General features: G+C 60.6%; 13 protein-coding genes. 7 read left to right on the top strand and 6 right to left on the bottom strand.

Annotated features, from left to right (window positions below):
* The coding region (locus ABHU32_RS03220) for an InlB B-repeat-containing protein (protein WP_346978912.1) at positions 1-2,381 on the top strand (2,381 nt) is incomplete at its 5' end.
* Between the two features lie 9 nt (positions 2,382-2,390).
* Positions 2,391-3,293, top strand: coding sequence for a DUF4430 domain-containing protein (locus ABHU32_RS03215; RefSeq protein WP_346978911.1), 903 nt, complete (start codon positions 2,391-2,393; stop codon positions 3,291-3,293).
* Between the two features lie 159 nt (positions 3,294-3,452).
* Here ABHU32_RS03215 and ABHU32_RS03210 read toward each other — a convergent pair whose 3' ends face one another.
* The 3 genes from ABHU32_RS03210 to ABHU32_RS03200 form a co-directional block, all read right to left on the bottom strand.
* Positions 3,453-3,860, bottom strand: coding sequence for a GtrA family protein (locus ABHU32_RS03210; protein ID WP_022095123.1), 408 nt, complete (start codon positions 3,858-3,860; stop codon positions 3,453-3,455).
* Between the two features lie 219 nt (positions 3,861-4,079).
* Positions 4,080-4,475, bottom strand: coding sequence for a GtrA family protein (locus ABHU32_RS03205; protein ID WP_346978910.1), 396 nt, complete (start codon positions 4,473-4,475; stop codon positions 4,080-4,082).
* 78 nt (positions 4,476-4,553) lie between these two features.
* Positions 4,554-6,470, bottom strand: a complete 1,917-nt coding sequence (locus ABHU32_RS03200) for a fructose-1,6-bisphosphatase (protein WP_346978909.1) — start codon at positions 6,468-6,470, stop codon at positions 4,554-4,556.
* 320 nt (positions 6,471-6,790) lie between these two features.
* On the opposite strand from ABHU32_RS03200, the gene ABHU32_RS03195 reads away from it, so the two are divergent.
* The gene (locus ABHU32_RS03195; protein ID WP_055285769.1) at positions 6,791-7,681 is read left to right on the top strand and encodes a DegV family protein; all 891 of its coding nucleotides are present in this window, start codon (positions 6,791-6,793) and stop codon (positions 7,679-7,681) included.
* Positions 7,682-7,761: 80 nt separating this feature from the next.
* On the opposite strand, the gene ABHU32_RS03190 is transcribed toward ABHU32_RS03195, so the two are convergent.
* Complete coding sequence (locus tag ABHU32_RS03190) at positions 7,762-8,853, bottom strand: beta/alpha barrel domain-containing protein (protein WP_117770607.1); 1,092 nt, start codon at positions 8,851-8,853, stop codon at positions 7,762-7,764.
* Positions 8,854-9,044: 191 nt separating this feature from the next.
* Between ABHU32_RS03190 and ABHU32_RS03185 the strand changes: the two genes are divergently transcribed.
* On the top strand, positions 9,045-9,215 hold the full coding sequence (locus tag ABHU32_RS03185; RefSeq protein ID WP_156327664.1) for a hypothetical protein: 171 nt from the start codon (positions 9,045-9,047) through the stop codon (positions 9,213-9,215).
* Between the two features lie 24 nt (positions 9,216-9,239).
* Here ABHU32_RS03185 and ABHU32_RS03180 read toward each other — a convergent pair whose 3' ends face one another.
* Together ABHU32_RS03180 and ABHU32_RS03175 are read right to left on the bottom strand one after the other, a co-directional pair.
* Entirely contained in the window at positions 9,240-10,343 is a 1,104-nt protein-coding gene (locus ABHU32_RS03180; protein ID WP_346978907.1) for an RsmB/NOP family class I SAM-dependent RNA methyltransferase, read from the bottom strand.
* 59 nt (positions 10,344-10,402) lie between these two features.
* Positions 10,403-12,553: a class I tRNA ligase family protein gene (locus ABHU32_RS03175; protein WP_346978905.1), complete on the bottom strand. Its 2,151-nt coding sequence runs from the start codon at positions 12,551-12,553 to the stop codon at positions 10,403-10,405.
* A gap of 132 nt (positions 12,554-12,685) precedes the next feature.
* Between ABHU32_RS03175 and ABHU32_RS03170 the strand changes: the two genes are divergently transcribed.
* From ABHU32_RS03170 to queA, 3 genes are all read left to right on the top strand, one after another.
* Complete coding sequence (locus tag ABHU32_RS03170; protein ID WP_346978903.1) at positions 12,686-13,252, top strand: DUF3267 domain-containing protein; 567 nt, start codon at positions 12,686-12,688, stop codon at positions 13,250-13,252.
* Positions 13,253-13,262: 10 nt separating this feature from the next.
* Positions 13,263-13,838 carry an epoxyqueuosine reductase QueH gene (locus tag ABHU32_RS03165; protein ID WP_040359283.1) on the top strand — a complete coding sequence of 192 codons (576 nt, stop codon included), beginning with the start codon at positions 13,263-13,265 and terminating at the stop codon, positions 13,836-13,838.
* Between the two features lie 70 nt (positions 13,839-13,908).
* On the top strand, positions 13,909-15,120 hold the full coding sequence (gene queA / locus ABHU32_RS03160) for a tRNA preQ1(34) S-adenosylmethionine ribosyltransferase-isomerase QueA (RefSeq protein ID WP_346978981.1): 1,212 nt from the start codon (positions 13,909-13,911) through the stop codon (positions 15,118-15,120).
* Positions 15,121-15,573 lie beyond the last annotated feature (453 nt).

The raw sequence follows: 15,573 nt of genomic DNA, 5'->3' as shown, positions 1-15,573 counted from the left end.
CCGGCGCGGGCGGCTACACGCTCAAGGACGGCGACTCCGTCGTCTGGTGCTACTCGAAGTACGGCGACCCCGCGCCCGAGCAGGTTTCCGTCACGATGGAGATTATTGGCAAAAAGGCCGAGATAGCTCAGCGTTGGACGAGCCCTTCGACCCAGGTGTTTGCTAAGGGCACGCCGATTAAGGATGCCTCTGCTGCTTACTTCGATGCCCTTGGCATAAAGTCAAAAATGTACGACCAATTTGGCTATTGGGGCGTCTATAGTCTCGTATCTCCGCTTGATGGCACCGAGCTGTCGGGTGCATGGTCGTTCTTTGTCAACGGCGTTCCTGGGTCTCAGCTCGATAGCGATTACGTGCTCAAGTCTGGCGACAAAATCGTCTGGGCTTTTGCTCCCGGCGATACTGTGCCTGGCGTCGACAGTGTTGTTGTTGACCCGGGTGCCGCACGTCCTAACTGGGATAGCGATTGGCCTGGTTATACGAGCGCCGACAAAGTAACCGACGCTCCTGTGCCCACGAAGGACGCTGAGGCAAAATGGGTGAGCGAGCTCAAGGGCTCGAACGAATGGAGCAAGGGTATTTCCGACCCGTTGCTGGTCGGTGACTACCTCTACGTGGCCGTTGGTTCCAAGCTGCTCAAGAAAAATGTCGACACGGGTGAGACCGTTGCCGAATCGCCTTTGGCGGCAAAGATCGATTCGACCTCGCGTATGGTATACACCGGTGGCGTGATACTCGTGCCGCTTTCGAGCGGTCGCCTGCAGGCGCTGACGGTTGATGCTCTGGCGACAGTTTGGGTAACCGATGAGTTGCCTGCTGGCCCCGATGGTGCTCAGCAGTCCCTTGCGTCCATTACGGTTCGTGACGGCTTTGCCTACTTTGGGACGGCATCGGCTAGCTGGTCCGACTCGAGCGACGGCTACCTGCTCTGCGTGCGCATCTCCGATGGCAAGGTTATGTGGCAGCATAAGAACGAGAACAGCAAGGGCTATTACTGGGCCGGCTTGGCGTTCTCGGGCAATTATGGCGTCATCGCAGATGATTCCGGTACGGTGAGCACGGTCGACTCCGAAACTGGAAAGACCGTTGCGTCGCTCAAGATTGCCGAGCGCGTGCGTACGACGGTGCTGGTCGATGGATCGATCGCTTATGTCGTGAGCGCCGATGGCGTTTTGCATAAGCTATCGGTTGGAACGGACGGAACGCTTTCCGAGCTTGGCAAGGTGACGTTTGGTTGCAGCTCGACCTCGACGCCGGTGCTGGCCAACGGCAAGATTGTGGTCGGAGGCGCATCGACCGAATCCTTTATGGACGGCTACACGAATAAGAACACGTATCACTACGGTCAGCTTGCAGTGATTGATGCAGAGACGCTTGCTGTGGACTATTCCATTTGCAAGGCGGACGGCAGCTATATTCGCCAGGGGACTTCGGGCGGCGGTGACGTAAAGTCGCAGCCGGTTGTTTCTGTCCAGAATGGCGAGACGTACGTCTACTTTACGTCTAACAACAACCCGGGCGGCATCTATCGCTACCGTATTGGCGACGACGAGGCCGAGCTGCTTTATACGCCCGCGGCGGGCGACCAGCAGTACTGCATGGCTTCCATTTCGGTCGGATCCGATGGCTCACTCTACTATGTCAATGACTCGGGCAAGTTGTTTGCTGTCAAGGGTAATGGCCAAAGGGTCAAACGCTATACCGTGACGTTCGACGCCAACGGTAAGGATGCGGCGATGCCCGATTCTCAACGCGTGAAGGAAGGTAAAGCGGCGACGGAGCCCTCGACTAAGCCGCGGTGCAAGGGCTACACCTTTGCCGGTTGGTACACCGATGTTGCCTGCACAAAGGCGTATGACTTTAGCGCTGCGGTGACGGCCGACCTGACGCTGTATGCCAAGTGGACCAAGAATGCCGTTAACCCTGGCGGTAATGGTGGCGCTGGTTCGAATGGCGGCGGCGGTTCTGGTACCGGTACTGGTTCCGGCACTGGCGCTGGCACTGGCACGGGTTCCGGCTCCGGCTCGAAGGGCGGCGCTGTCGCCCCGGGTCATAAGCCGACGACCAAGACGACGGTGTCGACCAAGACCGAGACCAAGGACAACAAGTCCGACAAGAAGGACTCCGATAAGTCCGATAAGAAGGACGAGAAGAAGTCTGACAAGAAGTCTGACAAGAAGGACAGCAAGTCCGACAAGAAGTCCGACAAGAAGTCCGATTCCAAGTCCGATACGGGTGCTGCTTCCACGACCACTGCTAAGAAGTCCTCTAGTGCTTCCGAGCAGGAGACTGGCACCAACCCGCTCGCCATTGTTGGCGTTGCCGCCGGCGTCATCGGTCTCGCCATCGTCGGCGTGTTCGTGTTCACCAAACGTCGGTAGGTGAGGGCTGTGTCCAATAAATCCAAGGACGCTGACCCCAAGCAACCAGATTCCTCGTTCATTCAGTTCGACGATGCAAAGCAACAGGGCGCCGCTTCGGCGGCGTCCGCCTCTCGTCGCAAGGCGCTCCTTGGCGTTCTTGCTGCCGCGTGCACCATTCTGATCGTCGTCTCGCTGGGCTTCGTCCATCCTTCCGAGAGCGGCGCCTGGTCCATCGACTGGATCGTTCAGACCGTGACGGGGGAGAGCGTCGTCGCCAAGGACACCAAGGGGTCTGGCTCGTCTGCCGCTTCGGGCGAGGCTAGTTCCAAGGATTCCAAATCTTCGAATGACGCAAAAGACGAGCCCAAGGGTTCGAACGACGCCAAGGACGATTCCGAGTCTTCAAACAAGGAATCGGACAAAAACTCGGATAGCAAGAAGTCCGAGGACCGGGGCGGCAAGAAGTCTGGCGATAAATCCGCTGCCCAAAATACGGGAGCCGGTGATACTTCCAATGCGTCTGGCGGTGCTTCTTCGGGCGGTGGCCAGTCGTCTGATGGAGCCTCATCCTCTAATGGTGGAAACGCCTCCTCGGGCAGCCAAAGCGGCTCACAGGAGTCCAACTACGTTACGGTGACGGTTTCGGTCACATCGAGCGCTGTGGGCAATCCCGTGTCCTCTGGCGGCACCTTTACCTTTAACGAAGGCGCCACCGTTTACGATGCCCTGTGCGCGCTGGGCCTTTCTGTCAACGCACACGGCTCATCGTACGGCACGTATGTTTCTGCGATTGGTGGTTTGGCCGAGAAACAGTACGGCGGCACGAGCGGCTGGATGTACTCCGTCAACGGCACAACGCCCATGACGGCCTGCAGTAACTACGTTCTCTCCAATGGCGACAACGTCGTTTGGTATTACGTAACGGGCTAGAGGCCTCGACATAGTGCGCCAGACGGGCGGTTCGGACCAACATCCGGATCGCCCGTTTTTCATGCGAATGGGACTGGGTCGCCGGGTCTCTCGGCAAACAAAAAACCGGTTGGAACGGGAATTCCAACCGGTTATACCTTCAAGCAAATGTCGAACAAACTACGACCGTGCGCCCTCGAGGAAGAAGCGGCGGCTGAAGTAGTTGTACCAGGTGACGAGGAACGTGGCGATGGCCTTCATGGCTTGGTAGCCGATGCTCAAAAACGTGACGCCCACAAACATATACAGGTCGTTGAGGCCCAGGCCGATCACCGACAGGATGGTGAAGATCGTGAACTCGCGCTTGCGGCTCATGCCTTCGCGGTGGTCGAACACGTACTTCATGCTGAGCCAGTAGTTGACCACGACGGACGTGATAAACGAAACCGTGGTGCTCATCAAAAAGTCGAGGTGGAATAGCTCGACGAGCGCAATGAGCATGCCCCAGTCGATGCCAAAGGAGATAAGACCCACGACAGCAAACTTGAGGAACTGCTTGGTATGAGGTTGTGCCAGCGCCTTGCGCACGTAATCACATCCAATGCGTTGATGAATCGAGCAGAGGATACTTTAGAGCTTTTACAAGGGAAACGTAAGGTCTTTGCCAATAACTATATGAACTCGCCAAATTTTCAAGAGCTAATCCGCAAACGTTGAAAATTTGCCCGTAAACGAGCGACACCCACGGACGATACTGCGCTGAGTGCGCGTCGTCCGTGGGCGCCGTAATGCTGCAGGGGTTTCGAGCTATTTTGTCTCGTCGCCCTCCAGGAAGATTTTTCGGGTCACAAAGTTGTAGACCATGACAAGCGCGGTGGCGCAGATCTTGGCGATATTGGCCTCGAGTCCCAGGCCGGCGTTGAGCGCCAGCACGATGCCGTCGTTGAGTGCCAGACCGATCACGGACAGCACGACAAAGATGATGAACTCGCGGCGGCGGCTCATGCCTTCCTTGTGCGCAAACACGTACTTCATGCTTGCGAGGTAGTTAAAGATGAGTGAGATGATAAAGCCGCTGGTGTTGGCGATTAGGATGTTGAGGCCCAGACCGTAGTGGAGCAGATTCATAATGCCAAAGTCGATAACCGTGGCAATGACACCGACGATGCCAAATTTCATGATCTGCGCAAGGAGCTTTTGCATGGTACCTGCCTTAAGCTGGCGCCGAAGCGCCGCGGGGATGACAAACTCAGCAAGTTTAGCCAATCCCCGCGGGTGGTGCTAGGCGCGCTCCTCGATAGCACCGTTTCTATATGCATCGAGCAGCTGACGCAGGTCTTGGATTTGGCTGCGGATCTTGGCGCCAGTATCGGTGTCGCTCACCATGCGGCGACGGTCCGCTTGGTCAAAACGGTTGGTCTCGCTTTCGATGTCCACGTTGCGCGTGAGTGCCTCGGCAACCGTCGTAAAGGCCCGGTGCGACTTGAGGCGGCAGCCGCGCGAGCTCGAGATGAGCGTATAGCCGGCGATGCCCGTCTTGGGATGGTAAGCGCGGCAGAAGCCGCCATCGATGACCAGCAGCTTGCCCTCGGCGCGGATGGGCTGCTCGCCCTTGGTGGTTTTAACGGGCGTGTGGCCGTTGATGATGTGGCCGGTCGGCGAGCATGCCATGGGCGCGACGCCAAACTCGCGCATGATATCATCGCAGACCGAGGGCGACTTGGTAAGCGTAAAGTACGGGTCCATCGGCTCGACCCAGGTGCTCTTATCGGCGATATAGGCGCGCTCAAAGGTACGCACCAGGCGTCCGCTGGCGGGTGAATTGAAGCCAATCCACAGGTACCACATCCAGTCGAGGGCATCGCGGTCGCCCACGCGCCACGCGCGGCGGGCGATGTGGTCGCAAAAATCGAGATAATCACGGCCAGCGTGCCAGGTGCCCAGGCAGTTCATGCTGCTAAAGGTGCCGTCCTCGTTGAGCGGCACGCAGCCATGGAAGAGCAGGTTGCCGTTGGCGACCTTGTACATCGAGCCGTGGGAATAGAGGAAATCGATATGGCGATGCAGGTGATCGGCGGTGACAAACTCGGACACGAGCTTGTCGATGATGTGCTGCTCCTGAGACGTGAGCGTATAGGGGTCCGCCGGGTCGACGGTGGGGAAGTCGTTGGTCGTGAGCGGCCACACGCTGCCGTCGGCGAGCGTGACCGTGCCGGTGTCGTGGTCGATCTTGTCGAGTAACAGGCGGTCGGTCATATCGAACTCGGGGTGGCGCTGGATAATCTGGCCCTCGAGCTTAAAGAGCAGCACGTTGATGGCCTTGATCAGCGGGGTGATGGACTCACCGGCGGTGTAGGTGGCATCGGCAAAGGCGACAAGCTCACGCAGCGAGATGCCGTAGTCGTTCTCCAGGATCTCGTAGTTGTCGTAGCGTAGGTTGTTGCGCAACACCGTGGCGATGCAGGCGGGCTCACCGGCCGCAGCGCCCATCCACAGCAGGTCGTGGTTGCCCCACTGGATGTCGAGCGAATGGTAGGTGAGCAGACGGTCCATAATCTTGGCCGCGCCGCCGCCGCGGTCGAAGATGTCGCCCACCAGGTGCAAGTGGTCGACGGCCAGGCGCTTGATGAGCGAGGCGAGCGACTCGATAAAGTCGTCGGCGCTGGCGGTCTCTAGGATGGACTCCACGATGCGCTCGTGATAGCGCACGCGATAGTTGTTCTCGTCCGGGTGCGTGTGCAACAACTCGTCGATGATGTAGGCGTAGTCGCGCGGGATGGCCTTACGCACCTTGGAGCGCGTGTAGCGGCTTGAAAGTGAGCGAGCGACCATGATGAGCTGGTCAAGCATCGTCTTGTACCAGGTTGGCGAGTCCTCGCGCCGGCTGCGGACCAGGTCGATCTTCTCGCGCGGGTAGTAGATGAGCGTACACAGCTCGCCCTTTTCGTCAAAGGAGAGCGTGTCGCCAAAGATCTCGTCGACATGTTCGCGCACGACGCCCGAGCAGTTGTTGAGGATGTGCATAAAGGCTTCGTACTCACCATGCACGTCGCTCATAAAATGCTCGGTGCCCTTGGGTAGGTTGAGGATGGCCGAGAGGTTGATAATTTCGGTAAATGCGGATTGTTCGGTGGGGAACTGTCTCGACAGCAGGCGCAGATACTTGAAGTCTTGCGGGTTGCGATCGAATGCGACCATGAAACACCTTCCGATGGGGCTGGTAAAACTGATAAACAGCGTCAAACGTTTACCAGTATGCGCCGCTTTTGTTTCGATTTTGCGCCAGCGGCTGAATTGTCGGCTGAACGGTTTGGTAAATCGATTTAGTGAAGGTAGATGTGTTGGTCGGGTGGAGACGACAGAGGGTGTTTTCTCAGATATTTATGCGTCGGGTCGGTGGAGACGATGGTGGTAAAGATGTTCACTATTTTTGGTTCGATTTGGTAAATAGTGGACATATGTACCGCATGTAGGCTCACTGTGCGATAATTTGCGCAGCAATGAGTAAGGAGCCTCATATGAGTGATTTTGTCCTGACCTGTGAATCCGCCGCCGATCGAACCCGTGAGTTCTTTGCGTCGCGCAATATCCCTGTCGTGTGTTTTCATTACGAGATCGACGATGTTGTCTATACGGACGATCTGTATCAGTCGATTACGCCGGACGAGTTTTTTGCCCAGATTGCCGCGGGCGCCATGCCCAAGACGTCTCAGGTGAGCGTGGGTGAGTACGAGGAGTTTTGGGAGCCGTTTGTTGCCGAGGGTAAAGACGTGCTGCACCTGACGTTGTCGTCGGGTATTTCGGGCACGTATGGATCGGCCTGCGTCGCGGCGCAGATGCTTGCGGATCGCTATCCCGAGGGCGGCAAGGTGCGCGTCATCGATTCGCTGGCGGCGTCTTCGGGCTTTGGCCTGTTGTTGGAATATGCCGCCGATGTGCGCGATAGTGGGGCTTCACTCGACGAGACGGCTGCCTGGATCGAGGAGCACAAGCTCAACCTGCACCACTGGTTCTTCTCGACCGATCTGTCGAGCTACCTGCGCGGCGGTCGCATTTCGGCCGCGAGCGCGATCATCGGCACGGCGCTTAAGATTTGCCCGCTTATGACGGTCGATTGCGAAGGTAAGCTGTCGCCACGTGAGAAGATTCGCACTAAGAAGCGCGCGATTTCCGAGATGGCTAAGACCATGATGGCACACGTACAGGACGGTGCAGATTATTCGGGTAAGTGCATCATGTCGCAGTCGGCGTGCCGCGAGGATGCCGAGGCGGTCGCGGCGCTGATTGAGGAACAGGTTCCGCAGCTTAAAGGCAAGATTGAGATCAATGACATCGGTACTCTGATTGGCTCGCATACCGGACCTGGTACGGTGGCGCTCTTCTTTATGGGCGACAAGCGCGTGGATTAATTTGCCCCATCACGTCGCTGCATGATTGCTCAAACGAAAACGGCCCGCCTCACGTTTGTGGGGCGGGCCAAGATGTTTTGCTAGCGTTTCTTTCCGCGGAAGAAAAAGCCGTGCAGTGACGGCTTGAGGCCGCGGTTGGCGCGATGCTCCTCGACGCGCTCGTGGATCGAAGCGACGCGCTCGATGACTTCGTCGGGAATCGGCACATCGGGATTCATGTTCTCGACTTGGCTGACCTCGGCGGCGGCGACCTGGTCGATAATGGGCACGTCGTCGCGCGAGATGACAGGTGTGGCGTCTTCCTTCATCTTGCGATAACGCTGCATCATGTCGGTCTGTAGCTGCTGGGCCGAAGGCGGTGTCCAGATGATGGCGTTGGCGCCGGCGGCGATGGTCTCGCGAATGCTCTCGGGCGTCTTGCCGCCCGGCGCGATAAGCGGCAGGTTGGGATAGTGCTCGCGCAGCTCGCGTAGGACCTGGGGCGTGTTCTTGCCGGCGGCGATGTTGAGAATCTTGGCTCCAGCGCGCACCTTGGCGTGGGCATCGTCGTCGCAGCGAACGACCGTGGCGATGACGGGGATGTCGGCGATGTTGGTGATGTGCTCGACCATCTCGGCAGTAGCGGGGGAGTTGACCACGCAGCCCGCCGCGCCCTGCATCTCGGAGACGGCTGCCATCTGCACGGAGCGCTTACCGGTCGTAGTTCCGCCACCCACGCCTACAAAGACCGGGCACTCGGCGACGGTCAGCAGCGCTTGCGTAATGGCGGGCTGCGGCGTGAAAGGGTAGACCGCAAAGACGGCGTCGGCGTTGGAGTTGCGGATAACCGCGACATCGGTGGTGTAAATGAGCGACTTGATGCGTCGGCCAAAGAGCGTGAAGCCGCTGGCCTCCTCGATCTCGTCGGGCATGCGAAGGGCAGCCTTGCGCAGGCGTCCGTCGATGGGCAGGGGCTCCATAGGGAGCAGGCCGTTGGGCGTGACGGCTATTTGGGGCTCGGTGAACTCGTCTGCAAGCTCGACCTCGGAAAAATCGACCGAGGCGACGATGTCCTCGTGCACCTCGGCGGGCACATCGATGGGAGCTTGGTCGTTTGCCGCCGCAGGCGTGTCGAAGGAGCTGGTGCCGACGAAGGCGTCGACGCGCTCATTTAGATCGTTGAGGGTATCCATGGAGGCTCGATTCTATGTGATGATGGCCGGCGCGATGCAGCCGGAATTGCGAATGCTAAATCGTTTGACGAGTTGATTTTTCCCCGCCGCGCCATCCGTTAGACCGAAGGGCCGGCGAACGTGAAGGAGCTGTGGTGGCGGGTATCGAGGTGCTATCTTGAAAGCCCCGTTTAAAAGAGAGGTGACGCGGTATGGAATTGACAGCAATGTTTGGCTCGATCGGCCTGTGTGTGGCCGCAATCGTTGCCGCCGCGGTCATCTACTTTGTGGTCACGGCCATTAAGGGCAAAAGGGCCGAACGCAAGGAGCGCGCGATGCTTAAACAGCATCGCGACCAGCAGGGCAAACGCGCACAGAGATAGCTTGTTGAGTTTTGGATCCGTGCGCTAGCTGCGTTTTCGGATCAGGGCAATGTAGAAGCCCTCAAAGTCGCGGCTAGGCGGAATGGTGAGCGTGCCGGGCAGGCCGTTGACGATGGCCGATACCTGACCCGCGGCAATGGCCTCGGTGAGAGCGTTGCTCTCGATATGCGGCTCCTCGCCGGCGTCCTGGGTGCGTCGTGCTTCACTTTCGCTTGGCGTGCCGTCGAGGGGGATAAGCTCGCAGTCCATATGCTTGTCGAGGGCCTCTTGCAGGGCGTCCTCGTTTTCCTGCGGCAAGATCGAACAAGTGGAATAGACGAGCGTGCCGCCCGGTTTGAGGGCCCCCATGGCGCGGTCCAGAAGTGCTCGCTGCGAGCGGGCGCACTTGCTCAGCAACTGCTCGGTGAGGCCGCGCAGGCTTTTCTCGTTGCCACTGATGACGGTGCCCGTGCCGGTGCAGGGAGCGTCGAGCAGGATGCGGTCAAAGCGGAAGAACTCGTCGAGCTCGCGTGCGTCGATGCGCATGACGGGCACGTTTTTGGCACCCTGGCGATGGAGGTTCGACTCGAGCTTTTCGGCGCGGGGAATGCTCATCTCACAGGCGGTGAGGTGCGCCTGTCCCTGGGTGAGGGCGGCGATCTGCGTCGTCTTGCCGCCGGGGGCTGCGCACATGTCCAGGATGTCCTCGCCTGCCTGGGCGCCCAGGACCAACGGCGGCATCATGGATGACAGGCTCTGCAGGTAGATTTTGCCGTCGCGGTAGATGTCGAGATCCCACAGATCTGAAACCTGGGCCTCGGGCAGGATAAAGGCGTCCGGATACCAGGTAACGGTTTGGTGGGCGATGCAGGCGGCATCGAGCGCCGCAGCGATGTCCTCGGCGGTCGCCTTGAGCGTGTTGGCGCGCAGCGTGACCGGGCGTGTGGCCGCGGCGCCGAAGCCCTCGATCATGAGCTTGGCATCGGCGGGCGCATAGGCGCCGGCGACCGTGTCGACCATAAAGCGCGGCAGGTCGGCGGCGCAGGGAAGGGCGGCAAGCTGGTCGGAAAGCTCGGTAGCAGCAAACTGCCTGAGCTTGAGCTCGGCCTTGACCTGCTTTTTCTGCTTACGACGACGCGGCTTGGACATCCGTCTTTCCTTCCCGTCCCAAATTGACTACTTTCCGGGCACGCCGCTGCTGGCGTGCTTTAGTACTGGCTCTCGTGCTTGCTAAAGAAGTCGAAGCGCGGGGGCAGCGGCTTCACGCGGTGCTCGCCGGGCTTCTCGCCCAGGCTCTCCACAAACTCATCCGTGGAGGCAAAGATGTTATCCCAGCTAAAGAAGGCGACCGGGTCAACGTCGAAGTACTCGCAGATGAGCTCGCAGCCGGCCGGCACGATGCCGTGCATGAGCACGGTCGCTACGCGCAGCTCGGTAAAGGCGTCGACGAGGGCCTGCGTCATGGCGGCGTTGGCCGGCTCGCCCTCGAGCTTGTTGGCGGCCTTGGAGGCATCGCTCCAGCGCTTGTTGGCGGCGCGCAGGTAGTCGTCGCACACAGCGAGCGCGTGGTGCGTCTCGAACTTGTACATGGCCTGCTCAAACGCGAGGGCGGCTTGCTCGGCGGCCTCGACCACGGTGGCCGAGGCGGCGCCAGCGGGAATGCAACCGTTGCGGTACGGGCTCTCGTCGCCTTCCTTGACGGCGACGCCGTAGAAGCAGCTGCGGGCCAGGCGGTTGAAGACGCCGGTCAAAAGGGCGCTTTCCTTAAGGGCCGGATCGATGACGCGCTTGTCGTCGCAGGCGTGTACCTCGTTGCCGTCCTTGTCCTTGCCGGTCACGCGGGTGTCGTATGCCTTGGGGCTAAAGCTCACCGGCTTCTCGGACAGGCCGAGCGACAGCCAATGCGCGCGCATCTGCTCGCAGGTGTAGTGGTTGAGCAGGTCGTCTGCCGGCGGGGGAGGAGTCTGCGAGGACGAGCTTGCCTTTTTGCCCATGTAGAGCAGGTGGTAGCAGGCGCTGACGGTGCTCTGCGTGAGGTTCCAACCCAGGGCCTCCCACATGGCGGTCTGCGCGATGCAATAGAAGTAGATGTTGTCCTGGCCAATGAACTGGTAGATCTGTGCGTCATCCGAGCACCACCAGTCGCGCCAGTCGAGCGAGCTGTGCTGGTAGGTGGGCGCGGGGACCTGCGTGGAATCGGCGGCGGGCTCGCCCATGAGGGCGGCATCCTGGGCGGCGACGCCCTCGGTCACGCCGGCGGCCTTGGCATCGCGTGCGAGCACGGTGCGCGTATAGCTGATGGGAGCCCACAGGCTCTCGGGCCAGCACCAGCAGGTGACGTCGGAGACGCCATCGACCTCGGGCACCGGAACGCCCCAGTCGATGTTGCCGGTGATGCGGAAGGGTACGAGCGCCTTGCCGCTGCGGAAGCGCACGCCGCCGTTGGCGAGCACCGCGTGGGCATCGTCGCGCTCCTTCCAGCTGGGGAAGGTGACGGTAAAGCTGCTCTTGTTGCCCTCGGGCTCCAGCACGGTGTGCTCGGGAAGCTGATCCTCGACGGCATCGAAGGCCTCGCGGAACTTGTTCTGGATGTAGAGCTGGGCCGGCAGCAGCCACTCTTCCATGGTCTTGGAGACCACGGAGCGAACCTGCGGGTTCTGGGCGAGCTTGGCGGTATAGGTTTTCATAAAGTCGAGGTAGGCCGGCAGGTCGAAGTAGAGGTTGTCGACCGGGCGCAGCTCGGGCACCTCGCCGGTGAGCTGGCTTTTGGGCGCGATGAGCTCCTCGGGCTCAAACTGGTGACCCAGGTCGCACTCGTCGGCATAAGCCTTCTCGGACTTGCAGCCCTGGATGGGGCAGCGGCCGATCACCTGGCGGCCGTTGAGGAACGTGCCGGCCTTGGCGTCGTAGAACTGCAGCGTGGAGCGCTTGGAGATGGTGCCCTGTTCGTGCAGACGCTCGATAATCTCGGCGGTCACCTCGTTGTGAATCTGCGCAGCCGGCTCAAGGCCCGAGCCGCCGTAGATATCGCAGCTGATGTTGTAGTTGTTGAGGGTCGCGGCCTGGCGGGAGTGATTGGACTCGACATACTCGGCGATGGACTTGTCGTAGCCCTCGTTCTCCTTGAGCTTGCGGTAGCTCTCCATGATGGGCGAGCCATAGCAGTCGGTGCCCGAGGTGAAGATGACGTTCTCGCGGCCCAGGCGGTCGCGCAGGAAGCGGGCGAAGAAGTCGGCAGGGACAAAGACGCCGCCAACATGGCCAGAGTGAAGGCCCTTGTTGCCGTAGGGCTCGCCGGCGGTAACGATGGCGCGGCGAGGCCAGTTGGGACGGTCGTTCATGGAGTATTTGGATGCCATGGGACTCCTTCGCATATGGTGAGAGCGCAGCCGGGCGTGGGGCTCGGCGGCGCGGTGGTCAATTCGTGCATATCGTTTGACATTATCGCACATGCGGACGGGTACGTGGCAGGGGCGCTATCCTAAGATGCTATGAATGAGATTTCCAACATACATGCGTTTGAAGACGAGGATTTTCTGCACGCCTGCTTTGTGTGGGGGATGGCCGTGCTTGGCGCATTTGCCGTGTGCCTAGTGCCGGTGTTTATGCTGCTGGGCGGACCCGCGGACCTGGATGCGGCTGACGCGGGCGGCTGGACCACGGTCGTGGGCTGGATAGTCGGCTTGGCTGCGATCTCAATGGCGTCGTTCGCCGTGCACGAGCTGGTGCACGGTGTGTTTTTTAAGCTGCTGGCGCCTGTGGGCGCGAAGGTGACCTTTGGGGCGAATCGCGAGACGGCGATGATCTATGCCTGCGCCGAGGGCGTGGTGTATTCGCGCCGGCGGTACGTGGCAGTTTGCCTGGCACCGACGGTTGTTGTGACGACAGCGTTTGCCCTGGGGTTTGCGTTCTCGGGCTATCCGCTGCTGTGCTACCTGGCGACCGGCTTGCATTTGTCGGGCTGTGTGGGCGACTGGTATTACGTGCGGACCATTTTGCGCGACCGCCGCATTGTCGCCTGCGAGGACACGTCCTTCGGCGTGCGCTTTTTCGGGTGAGGAGATGTCGATGAAGCCGTTGTTGTTGCACGCCTGCTGTGCGCCGTGCTCGCTTGAGCCGGTCCGCCTGCTGCGCGAGGAAGGGTTTGAGCCCACAATCTGCTGGACAAACCCCAATATTCAGCCGCACGATGAATGGCAGCGGCGTTTGGACGAGCTGCGCCGGTGGTGTGCCGATGGCGACATCGAGCTTATCGAAGCGGGGGAGGACCGGGAGCGCTGGGAGGCCGGCGTGGCCCCGCTGGGCGCCGATCGAGCCCGTCGCTGTCGCGCATGCTATGCCCTGCGTCTGGCCGAGGCGTGCCGTGTGGCCCAGGAGCGCGGGTTTGAGTTTGTGGGCACGACGCTCGCCGTCTCGCCGTATCAGCTGTTCGACACCTGCAATGACGTGCTCGAGCGCTTGGCGGCGGCACATGGGCTCACCCCGGTGATTCGCGATTTTCGCCCGTATTACCCCGAGGCGACGCGTCGCTCGCGCGAGCTGGGTATGTATCGGCAGAATTACTGCGGCTGCCGATTCTCGGCCGTCGAGGCGGCCATGGACCGCGCTCGCATCCGCGACGAGCGCAAAGCGTCCAAAAAGTAGTTCTTTTGAGCTGGCAGCCTGCTAGGATGTAGAACGGACTTTGGCTATATAAGGAGTATCCGACGTGTCTATGCGTACCGATGATTTTGACTACAACCTTCCTGAGGAACTGATTGCCCAGGCTCCTGCCGAGCCGCGCGACTCCTGCCGCCTGCTGGTGGTGGATCGCAAGGGCTCCCAGGCGGGAACGCCGCTGGAGCACGGCGGTACCGTTGAGCACCGCATCTTCCGCGACATCATCGACTATATCGAGCCTGGCGATGTGCTCGTCATCAACAAGACGCGCGTGATGCCGGCCCGCCTGATCGGTCGCAAGGAGGGCTCGGGCGGCGTGGTCGAGACGCTGCTGCTCAAGCGCCGCGAAGATGTTGACCCGCTGGGCCACGTTTGGGAGTGCCTGGTCAAGCCGGGTAAGCGCCTGAAGCCCGGTGCTCAGATTGAGTATCGCGCCGGTGGCGCCCATGCGCCCGAGGGGGCTCCCGTGGTGCTGACGGCCGAGGTCATCGACTTTGTCACCGATAGCCGCGGCGGCCGCCTGGTGCGTTTTGAGCCGGCCGGTTGCAATGCCGCCGGCGAGCCGCGCACGCTCGACGAGGCCATCCATGCTGCCGGCCACGTGCCGCTGCCGCCCTACATTACCGATTACGAGGGCGATCCCGAGAAGTACCAGACCGTCTACGCCATGAAGGAGGAGCACTCGGCTGCAGCTCCCACGGCGGGTCTGCACTTTACTCCCGAGCTCATGGCCGCTATCGAGGCCAAGGGTGCGAAGTTTGCCGCCGTCGAGCTCGAGGTGGGCATCGATACCTTCCGCTTGGTGGAGGAGGACGACCCCACGCAGCACGTCATGCACACCGAGCGCTACCACGTGTCGCAGGAAGTTGTCGACGCCGTGCACAAGGCCAAGGCCGAGGGTCATCGTGTGATCGCCGTCGGCACCACCGCGGTGCGCTCGCTCGAGAGCGCGTTTGACGCGGACGCGCCGGTGTCCGATCCGGCTGTGACGGCGCGCTATTTTGAGGGCCGCGAGGACGGGGCCGACACGCTCGGCCGCGGCGACATCGTGGTGCGCGAGAACGCGACAACGCAGCTCTACCTCATGCCCGGCTCGACCTATCACGTGGTCGACGCGCTGATCACGAACTTCCACGTGCCGCGCTCCACGCTCATGATGCTCGTGAGCGCGCTTGCCACCCGCGACCAGATCATGGATGCCTACGCCGCCGCCATCGAGGAGCGCTACCGCTTCTTCAGCTTTGGCGACGCCATGCTCATTTGTTAGTTACGCGGTTCTACGAACCGCGTAACGGCTCGACGCTGCGCGGGCCGCATTTGGACAATCTGACGTTCAACTTCAAGGGCGCGACCAGAAGGTCAGCGCCCTTTCGTTTCACGTCACCTTGTCTCAAATGCGACCCGCTCGCTGACTCTGCCATAACATCGGTGTTGCCGTGGTTGTTGAGTAGTCATTGGGCACTTGGCACTTGGGGACGTTCCTTTTAATATGAGCAGGACATTGTCAAGAGGCAAAATCGGGCCTGGCCCCAACGATATGGGGTCAGGCCCTCTCCCTATATCAGCCCGTCCGCGGCGACCTCGGCGTGTCTTACCGACGCTCGTCTTTGCAGTTTAATATCCGCCCGCGGCGATCTCTCGCTGGGCAATCCGTTGCTACGGCTGAGGCTTCTACGTCGAACCGACAGTCTGTGCACGCGTGTGGCGCCCTGGGCGCTCG

The organism is Collinsella aerofaciens (assembly GCF_039758965.1).
Taxonomy (GTDB): domain Bacteria; phylum Actinomycetota; class Coriobacteriia; order Coriobacteriales; family Coriobacteriaceae; genus Collinsella; species Collinsella aerofaciens_BR.
This window is presented reverse-complemented; position numbering and strand designations above follow the sequence as displayed.